Below are 8369 nucleotides of genomic sequence, written 5' to 3'. Positions count from 1 at the left end.
AGCTGAGCCTCGGCCTCGGGGTTCTTCACCTCGAGGATGTTCAGCTGGATCTGCTTGGAGGTCAGCTTCTCGAGGTCGGTGCGGATGCGCTCCGCCTCCGCGCCACGACGACCGATGACGATGCCGGGACGCGCGGTGTGGATGTCCACGCGGACGCGGTCACGGGTGCGCTCGATCTCGATGCGCGCGACTCCCGCGCGATCCAGGCTGGTCTTCAGCAGGTTGCGGATCTTGACGTCCTCGGCGACGTAGTCGCTGTAACGCTGCCCGACCTTGGTGCTGTCCGAGAACCACCGCGACACGTGGTCGGTGGTGATGCCAAGACGGAACCCATACGGGTTTACTTTCTGTCCCATTACTTCTTCCCTGCCTTCTTCGACGAGGCGGTGGTCGAACCGGCATCGATCTCGTCCGGCGTGGCCAGGACGATCGTGATGTGGCTGGTGCGCTTCAGGATCTGGAAGGCGCGTCCCTGTGCCCTGGGCTGGAAGCGCTTCAGGGTCGCCCCCTCGTCGACGTAAGCCGACGAGACGAACAGGTCCTCGACGTCCAGGTAGCTGTTGCTGGCGTCCGCCTTGACCCGGGCGTTGGCGATGGCCGACTCGACGAGCTTGTAGACGGGGGTGCTCGCACCCTGCGGTGCGAACTTCAGGATGGCCAGGGCCTCCTGGGCCTGCTTGCCGCGGATCATGTTGACGACACGACGAGCCTTCGTGGGGGTGACGCGAATGTGCTTCACGCGAGCGATGGATTCAACCATTTCTCTACCTATTCCGCCGCCGCGCTAGCGGCGACGACCCTTCTTGTCGTCCTTCTCGTGTCCACGGAAGGTGCGGGTGGGGGCAAACTCTCCGAGCTTGTGCCCAACCATGGTCTCGGTGATGAACACCGGGATGTGCTTGCGACCGTCGTGCACCGCGATGGTGTGTCCCAGGAAAGACGGGATGATCATCGAGCGGCGCGACCAGGTCTTGATAACGCTCTTGCTGCTGGCTTCGTTCGCCCTGGCCACCTTGCGAAACAGGTGGTCGTCGACGAAGGGGCCCTTTTTGAGACTGCGTGGCATCCTCTACAACTCCTACTTGCGCTTCTTGCCGACGGTACGGCGGCGAACGATGAGCTTGTCGCTCTCTTTGTTGATGTGGCGGGTGCGGCCTTCCTTCTGGCCCCACGGGCTGACCGGGTGGCGTCCACCGGAGGTCTTGCCCTCTCCACCACCGTGCGGGTGGTCGACCGGGTTCATGGCGACACCGCGGACGGTCGGGCGAACGCCCTTCCAGCGCAGACGGCCGGCCTTTCCCCAGTTGATGTTCGACTGCTCGGCATTGCCGACCTCGCCGATCGTCGCGCGGCAGCGGGCATCCACGTTGCGGATCTCGCCGGACGGCAGCCGGAGCTGCGCGTACGGGCCGTCCTTGGCGACCAGGCGGACGGACGCTCCGGCGGAGCGGGCCAGCTTGGCTCCCCCGCCCGGCTTGAGCTCGATCGCGTGGACCACGGTGCCGACCGGGATGTTGCGCAGCGGCAGGTTGTTGCCCGGCTTGATGTCAGCCCCGGCACCCGACTCGACGATGTCGCCCTGGTTCAGCTTGTTCGGCGCGATGATGTAGCGCTTGGTGCCGTCGACGAAGTGCAGGAGCGCGATGCGGGCCGTGCGGTTCGGGTCGTACTCGATCTCGGCGACCTTGGCGTTGACACCGTCCTTGTCATTGCGCTTGAAGTCGATGACGCGGTACTGGCGCTTGTGGCCACCGCCGATGTGGCGCGTGGTGATGCGGCCGGCGTTGTTGCGTCCACCGGTCTTGGGCAGCGGACGAAGCAGCGACTTCTCCGGGGTCGAACGGGTGATCTCGGCGAAGTCTGCCACCGAGGAACCGCGACGACCGGGAGTCGTGGGCTTGTACTTGCGAATAGCCATGATTTATTCCTCTGCTCCCTAACCGACGGCCGTGAAGATGTCGATGGAACCGGACTTGAGTGTGACGATGGCGCGCTTGGTGTCCTTGCGCTTGCCCGTGCCGAACTTGGTGCGCTGCGACTTGCCCTTTTTGTTCAGGGTGTTGATCGAGGCGACCTCGACGGCGAAGATCTTCTCGATCGCCAGCTTGATCTCGGTCTTGTTCGAGCGCGGGTCCACGATGAAGGTGTACTTGCCCTGATCGATCAGGCTGTAGCTCTTCTCGGAGACGACGGGCGCCAGGATGACGTCGCGCGGGTCCTTGTTGATCTCGGTCATGCGCTGACCTCCTCCTTGTTCGCGGCGGCCCGCTCGGGGCTGACGCGCTTCTTGCTGACGGTTGCGTCATCCCTCTCCTCGGCCTTGACCTGCCGGGCCGGGCCGGAGACGAAGGCGTCGAAGGCGCCCTTGGTGAAGACGATGTCATCGCTCACGAGCACGTCGTAGGCGTTGAGCTGGTCCCAGGGGAGCACGTGCACCGTCGGGATGTTGCGAACGCTCTTCTGGCTCAGCAGGTCGTCACGCTCGAGCACGACGAGCACGTGCTTGCTGGTGGCGATGCTCTCGAGCAGGGCGACGATCGTCTTGGTCGACGGGGTCTCCCCGACCGAGAGCGAGTCGATGACGTGGATGCGTCCGCCGCGGGCGCGGTCAGACAGCGCGCCGCGAAGGGCCGCAGCGATCATCTTCTTGGGGGTGCGCTGCGCGTAGTCGCGGGGGTGGGGTCCGTGGACGATGCCACCACCGGTCATCTGGGGCGCGCGGATCGAGCCCTGGCGGGCGCGACCGGTTCCCTTCTGCTTGAACGGCTTGCGACCGGCACCGGACACCTCACCACGGCGAAGCGTGTTGTGCGTGCCCTGGCGTGCCGCTGCGCGCTGCGCGACGACGACCTGGTGGATCAGCGGGATGTTGGTCTGCACGTCGAAGGTCTCGGCGGGAAGGTCGACAGCGCCGACCTTCTTGCCCGTGGAGTCCAGGACGTCGAGCGTGTTTGTCTCAGCCATGTGACTTACGCTCCCTTCACTGCGTTGCGGACGAAGACGATGCGGCCACGAGCACCGGGAACCGCACCCTTGACCAGGATGATGTTCTTCTCGAGGTCGACCGAGTGGACGGTGAGGTTCATCGCGGTGACGCGGTCGCCACCCATGCGGCCGGCCATGCGCATTCCCTTGAAGACCCGGCTGGGGGTCGAGGAGGCGCCGATCGAACCGGGCTTGCGGTGGTTGCGGTGCGAACCGTGGCTGGAGGAGACGCCCTTGAAGTTGTGGCGCTTCATGACGCCGGCGAATCCCTTGCCCTTGCTGGTGCCGACGACGTCGACCTTCTGCCCTGGCTCGAAGATGTCGACCGCGATCTCCTGGCCGAGCGCGTACTCCGCCGCGTCGGCGGTGCGGACCTCGGTGAGGTGACGGCGAGGCGTGACGCCCGCCTTCTCGAAGTGACCGGCCTTCGGCTTGTTGACCTTGCGGGGGTCGATCTGGCCGTAGGCGATCTGGACGGCGCTGTAGCCGTCGATCTCTGGGGTGCGCAGCTGGGTCACGACGTTGGGCGTGATCTCGACGACGGTGACGGGGATGAGCTTGTTGTTCGCATCCCAGACCTGGGTCATGCCGAGCTTGGTGCCCAGGAGGCCCTTGCTTGTCTTAGTGGTAGCCATCAGTTGTCCTACAGCTTGATCTCGATGTTGACGTCGGCAGGCAGGTCGAGACGCATGAGCGAGTCGACAGCCTTGGGCGTCGGGTCGATGATGTCGATCAGACGCTTGTGGGTGCGCTTCTCGAAGTGCTCGCGGCTGTCCTTGTACTTGTGAGGGGAACGGATCACGACGATCACGTTCTTCTCGGTAGGAAGGGGCACCGGGCCGACGACGGTTGCGCCGGCACGGGTCACCGTGTCGACGATCTTGCGCGCCGAGCTGTCGATGACCTCGTGGTCATACGACTTAAGTCGGATGCGGATCTTCTGTCCCGCCATGTGTGACTCACTCTCTTTAGAACATCGTGGCCGCCTCGAGGAGGCGACTATTGGATGTTTGGTTAGCTCGGCCCCGCGCCCTGTGACAGGAACGGGTGCTTCGCACCACTGTTTTTGTGTCAAGTACTGCACTGTTCACCGACCCCCGCGGTCGGGCGTGTCGCCTGACCTGCGCACACAAAGATGTGCACTGCGGATGTCGATTAAGTCGCGTTCTGCTGCCCGCCGCCTAGGCCGGACCACTCCGACGGTGACGTCGGAAGCCTCTTGCCTATGCACTGCCTGGCAGTGATCCCGGTACAGAGATCGGGAATGTTGAACTAGAAGAGTTTGCCACACCATTCGACTTGCTGCAACCCGGGCGTGTCATGCTCCGGCGTGTCGGAAATCCGCGGGCGCCGCCGCATCCGGACGCGGTCATCCGGATGCGGCGGGAGATGTCGCATCCCGCGGCGCACCGATGACCCCATGGCGGGAGACGCTGCACCCCGCGGCGGGCAATTCGCATCGCGGAGGGAGGTGTGCCTCCCGCCGCGAGACAGCTTCTCCCGCCACCAACTCCCTACTCGAACAGCTCGGCCCGCAGTTCCGCCTCGGCGGAGTGCAGACGGGTCGGATCGATGGTCCTCCCGGCGACGTAGTGATCGACGATCCGCGGGTCGACGTAACTGCTCCTGGCGATGGCCGGAGTATTGCCGAGCACCGTGGCCGCATCCCGCATGGCCTGCGCGATCGCCCGCTCCCTCGGCGCCCGCCTCTGCTCCGGACCGCGCCTGGCGAGGCTCGCGGCGGCGGCGAGGGTTCCGTGCAGCGTGCGGAAGTCCTTGGCGGTGAAGTCGCCACCGGTGCGCTCGCGCACATAGGCGTTGATGTCGGTCGCCGCCAGGGGATGCCACGACCCGCTCTCCCGGTAGGCGAGCAGCCGGGCGTTCGGACCCCGCCGCTTGAGCGACCTGACCACGTCGGCGAGGTCGGCATCCTCGATCTCCGAGTGCCACTCCTGGCCGCTCTTCGCGGGGAAGTCGAGCACCACCGTCGCGCCGCTGATGCTCGCGTGGCAGCACAGCAGGGTCGCCAGGCCACGGCTGCCGTTCGCCTCCGCGTAGCGCTCCGAGCCGACCCGTAGCGAGCCGGTGTCGAGCATCCTGAAGGCGGCGGCCAGGGCGCGTCGCTTGCTGGGCTCGTCGGAGCGCAGGTCCATCGTCACCAGGCGCCGCGCGGTCGGCAGCGATTCGGCGAGGCTGAGCATGCGGTCGAACTTGAGACGGTCCTTCTGCTCTCGCCAGGTCGGGTGGTAGATGTACTGCCGTCGCCCCGCCGCATCGAGCCCCGTGGCCTGGATGTGGCCGTTGGCGTACGGCGAGATCCACACGTCCGTCCAGGCGGGCGGGATCGCGAGACGGTTGATGCGCTCGCGCAGCTCAGGATCGGTGATCGGATGTCCGTCGACGTCGCGGTAGGAGAACCCGCGTCCCGCCCGCAGACGACGAATGCCGGCGGAGGAGGAGTCGCTCCTGCGAAGACGAGGCATAAGGCCCATCGTAGGAACGGGACGGTCTCAGACAAGCCCTTGCACGCCGAGGCGAGGCGTGCAAGCCCTCGCCGGCCTCTTCGTGCGGGAGTACCGTCATGGACCACACCTCGACGTTGCACGTTCACAGAAGGGATCATCATGACCGAGACCGTGCCACCGATGTCCGAGACCGAGGGTTCTCCGAGGCGCCCTCCCCTGTTGCGCCTCCTGCGCCGGATCCCCGAGCAGGTCTCGAGGCTGGTCAGGGACGAGCTGAGGGCCGCCCGGATCGAGCTGACCGCAAAGCTCAAGGAGGCCGGCGTGGGCATCGGCCTGCTCGCCGGCGCGGCGATCATCGGGCTGTACCTCATCGGCACGCTCATCGCGGCCGCCATCCTCGGACTGGCGACGGCGCTCCCCGCGTGGCTCGCCGCGCTCATCGTGGCTGCCGCGCTGCTGGTGATCGCCGCGGTGCTCGCGCTCATCGGGGTGAGGAGCCTGAAATCGGGGATTCCCCCGTTGCCGGAGCAGACCATCGACAGCATCAAGGCGGACATCCGCACAGTGAAAGGAACGAACTCATGACCGACGCCACCACGACCCCCGACGACGAGGCGGGCGAGAACGCCCTGCATCTCGACGCCGACAAGACCCGGGACGACCTCGAGGAGACGCTCGACGAGATCGAGCGCCGGCTCACCCCGGCGGAACTGTGGAAGAGCACCAGGATCCTCTACGCCGAACGCCCGCTGGTCGTCCTCGGCGCCGCGGCCGGCGCCGTCGCGGCCGTGGGCGGACTCGTGTTCTGGGCCGTCGCCTCCGTCCGCGGCGCGTCCCACCGGAATGGCTGACCGCCGCGGCCGGGAGGCCGCCGAGACGTCCGAGCCGGCCCCCGACGACCCGCGCAAACCGGACTCACCCGACGACATCACGAAGCGATCGTGGGGCTACGTGCTCAGGAAGACGGTCAGGGAGTTCAGCGCCGACCAGTGCACCGACCTCGCCGCGGCCCTGACCTATTACGCGGTCCTCGCCGTGTTCCCCGCGCTGCTCGCCATCGTCTCGCTGCTCGGTCTCTTCGGGAACGCGAGACGGACGACGGACACGCTGCTCGACCTCGTCCAGGGGCTCGTCCCCGCCTCGACGTTGGACCTCCTCCGTGAGCCCATCCAGAACCTGACCCACTCCCCGGCCGCCGGTCTGGCGCTCGCGACCGGCATCGTCGGTGCGCTCTGGTCGGCCTCCGGGTACGTGGGAGCCTTCGGTCGGGCGATGAACCGCGTCTACTCCGTTCAGGAGGGCCGACCGTTCTGGAAGCTCCGGCCGGTCACCCTCGCCGTCACGGTGCTCGCGGTGGCCGCCGCGGTCATCGTCGCGCTGCTGCTGGTGATCAGCGGGCCGATCGCCGAGCAGGTCGGTTCGGCCCTCGGACTCGGCCACGGGGTCGTCGTCGCCTGGGACATCGCCAAGTGGCCTGTGCTGGCCGTGCTCGCCGTCGTGGTCATCGCGGTGCTGTTCGACGCGACCCCCAACGTGAGGCAGCCGCGATTCCGCTGGATCAGCGTGGGCGCGGTCGCCGCGCTCGTCGTCTGGGCGATCGCCTCGGCAGGATTCGCCTTCTATGCGGCGAATTTCTCCAACTACAACGCGACCTACGGGTCGATCGGCGGGGTGATCGTCTTCCTGCTCTGGATCTGGATCTCGAACAACGCGCTGCTGTTCGGTGCGGAGCTGGATGCGGAGCTGGAGCGGGGGCGCGAGCTCCAGGCGGGCATCGAGGCCGAGGAGACCATCCAGCTGCCTCCTCGGGACACCGCGAAGATCACCAAGGCGCAGGAGCAGCACGCGAAGGACGTCCTGGCCGGCAGGCGGTTGCGAAAGGCCCGCGGCAGGCACTGAGCAGCACAAAAGAGGGGCCGAGCCTTCCGGCTCGGCCCCTCTTTTTGTGAAACGGATGTACTACTTGATGACCTTGGTCACCGTTCCGGCGCCGACGGTGCGGCCACCCTCGCGGATCGCGAAGCTCAGTCCCTCTTCCATGGCGATGGGCTGAATCAGCTCAACGGTCATTTCCGTGGTGTCGCCGGGCATGACCATCTCGGTGCCTTCCGGCAGCGAGATGACGCCGGTGACGTCGGTGGTGCGGAAGTAGAACTGCGGGCGGTAGTTCGCGTAGAACGGGTTGTGGCGTCCGCCCTCGTCCTTGGACAGGATGTACGCCGTGCCCTCGAACTGGGTGTGGGGCGTGACCGAACCGGGCTTGACGACGACCTGGCCGCGCTCGACGTCCTCGCGCTTCGTGCCGCGGAGCAGCAGACCACAGTTCTCGCCGGCCCAGGCCTCGTCGAGCTGCTTGTGGAACATCTCGATTCCGGTGACGATGGTCTTCTGCGTCGGGCGGATGCCGACGATCTCGACCTCGGAGTTGATCGCGAGGGTACCGCGCTCGGCGCGGCCCGTCACGACGGTTCCACGACCGGTGATCGTGAACACGTCCTCGATCGGCATCAGGAACGGGCGGTCCTTGTCGCGCACCGGGTCCGGCACGGAGTCGTCGACGGCCTGCATGAGCTCCACGACGGTCTCGACCCACTTCTCGTCGCCCTCGAGGGCCTTGAGAGCGGAGACGCGGACGACGGGGGCGTTGTCGCCATCGAAGCCCTGGCTGGAGAGCAGCTCGCGAACCTCGAGCTCAACGAGCTCCAGGATCTCCTCGTCGTCGACCATGTCGGCCTTGTTGAGGGCGACCAGCAGGTACGGCACGCCGACCTGCTTGGCGAGCAGCACGTGCTCGCGGGTCTGCGCCATCGGGCCGTCGGTCGCCGCGACCACGAGGATCGCGCCGTCCATCTGGGCAGCACCGGTGATCATGTTCTTGATGTAGTCGGCGTGGCCGGGGGCGTCGACGTGCGCGTAGTG

The 8369-nt window shown here is 66.6% G+C and carries 13 protein-coding genes; 3 read left to right on the top strand and 10 right to left on the bottom strand.

Annotation, left to right across the window (positions count from 1 at the left end; genetic code table 11):
• The 9 genes from rpsC to VGC18_RS10685 form a co-directional block, all read right to left on the bottom strand.
• On the bottom strand, positions 1-356 hold a 356-nt coding region (gene rpsC / locus VGC18_RS10725; RefSeq protein ID WP_331097146.1), incomplete at its 3' end, for a 30S ribosomal protein S3.
• Positions 356-760 (bottom strand): 50S ribosomal protein L22, encoded by a 405-nt coding sequence (gene rplV / locus VGC18_RS10720; RefSeq protein WP_331097144.1) that lies wholly within the window; start codon positions 758-760, stop codon positions 356-358. The genes rpsC and rplV, both read right to left, overlap by 1 nt.
• A 24-nt stretch (positions 761-784) precedes the next feature.
• Positions 785-1066, bottom strand: a complete 282-nt coding sequence (gene rpsS, locus VGC18_RS10715) for a 30S ribosomal protein S19 (RefSeq protein WP_331097142.1) — start codon at positions 1064-1066, stop codon at positions 785-787.
• Between the two features lie 12 nt (positions 1067-1078).
• Positions 1079-1918: a 50S ribosomal protein L2 gene (gene rplB / locus VGC18_RS10710; protein ID WP_331097140.1), complete on the bottom strand. Its 840-nt coding sequence runs from the start codon at positions 1916-1918 to the stop codon at positions 1079-1081.
• Between the two features lie 18 nt (positions 1919-1936).
• Positions 1937-2236 (bottom strand): 50S ribosomal protein L23, encoded by a 300-nt coding sequence (gene rplW / locus VGC18_RS10705; RefSeq protein ID WP_331097138.1) that lies wholly within the window; start codon positions 2234-2236, stop codon positions 1937-1939.
• Positions 2233-2964, bottom strand: coding sequence for a 50S ribosomal protein L4 (gene rplD, locus VGC18_RS10700; protein WP_331097136.1), 732 nt, complete (start codon positions 2962-2964; stop codon positions 2233-2235). Before rplD ends, rplW begins: the two co-directional genes overlap by 4 nt.
• Positions 2965-2969: 5 nt before the next feature.
• On the bottom strand, positions 2970-3620 hold the full coding sequence (gene rplC, locus VGC18_RS10695) for a 50S ribosomal protein L3 (RefSeq protein ID WP_331097134.1): 651 nt from the start codon (positions 3618-3620) through the stop codon (positions 2970-2972).
• 8 nt (positions 3621-3628) lie between these two features.
• Positions 3629-3937: a 30S ribosomal protein S10 gene (gene rpsJ, locus VGC18_RS10690; protein WP_147783478.1), complete on the bottom strand. Its 309-nt coding sequence runs from the start codon at positions 3935-3937 to the stop codon at positions 3629-3631.
• Positions 3938-4499: 562 nt separating this feature from the next.
• Complete coding sequence (locus VGC18_RS10685; protein ID WP_331097131.1) at positions 4500-5468, bottom strand: DNA topoisomerase IB; 969 nt, start codon at positions 5466-5468, stop codon at positions 4500-4502.
• 141 nt (positions 5469-5609) lie between these two features.
• Between VGC18_RS10685 and VGC18_RS10680 the strand changes: the two genes are divergently transcribed.
• From VGC18_RS10680 to VGC18_RS10670, 3 genes are read left to right on the top strand one after another with little or no spacing between them, the layout of a single operon-like run.
• Entirely contained in the window at positions 5610-6035 is a 426-nt protein-coding gene (locus VGC18_RS10680; RefSeq protein WP_331097128.1) for a phage holin family protein, read from the top strand.
• Entirely contained in the window at positions 6032-6301 is a 270-nt protein-coding gene (locus VGC18_RS10675) for a hypothetical protein (protein WP_331097126.1), read from the top strand. The genes VGC18_RS10680 and VGC18_RS10675 overlap by 4 nt, the downstream gene beginning before the upstream one ends.
• A complete protein-coding gene (locus tag VGC18_RS10670; protein WP_331097123.1) occupies positions 6294-7349 on the top strand; it encodes a YihY/virulence factor BrkB family protein in 1056 nt (351 codons plus the stop codon). The genes VGC18_RS10675 and VGC18_RS10670 overlap by 8 nt, the downstream gene beginning before the upstream one ends.
• A 60-nt stretch (positions 7350-7409) precedes the next feature.
• Here VGC18_RS10670 and tuf read toward each other — a convergent pair.
• On the bottom strand, positions 7410-8369 hold a 960-nt coding region (gene tuf / locus VGC18_RS10665), incomplete at its 5' end, for an elongation factor Tu (protein WP_331097121.1).

Source organism: Lacisediminihabitans sp. (genome assembly GCF_036404185.1).
Taxonomy (GTDB): domain Bacteria; phylum Actinomycetota; class Actinomycetes; order Actinomycetales; family Microbacteriaceae; genus Lacisediminihabitans.
This window is presented reverse-complemented; position numbering and strand designations above follow the sequence as displayed.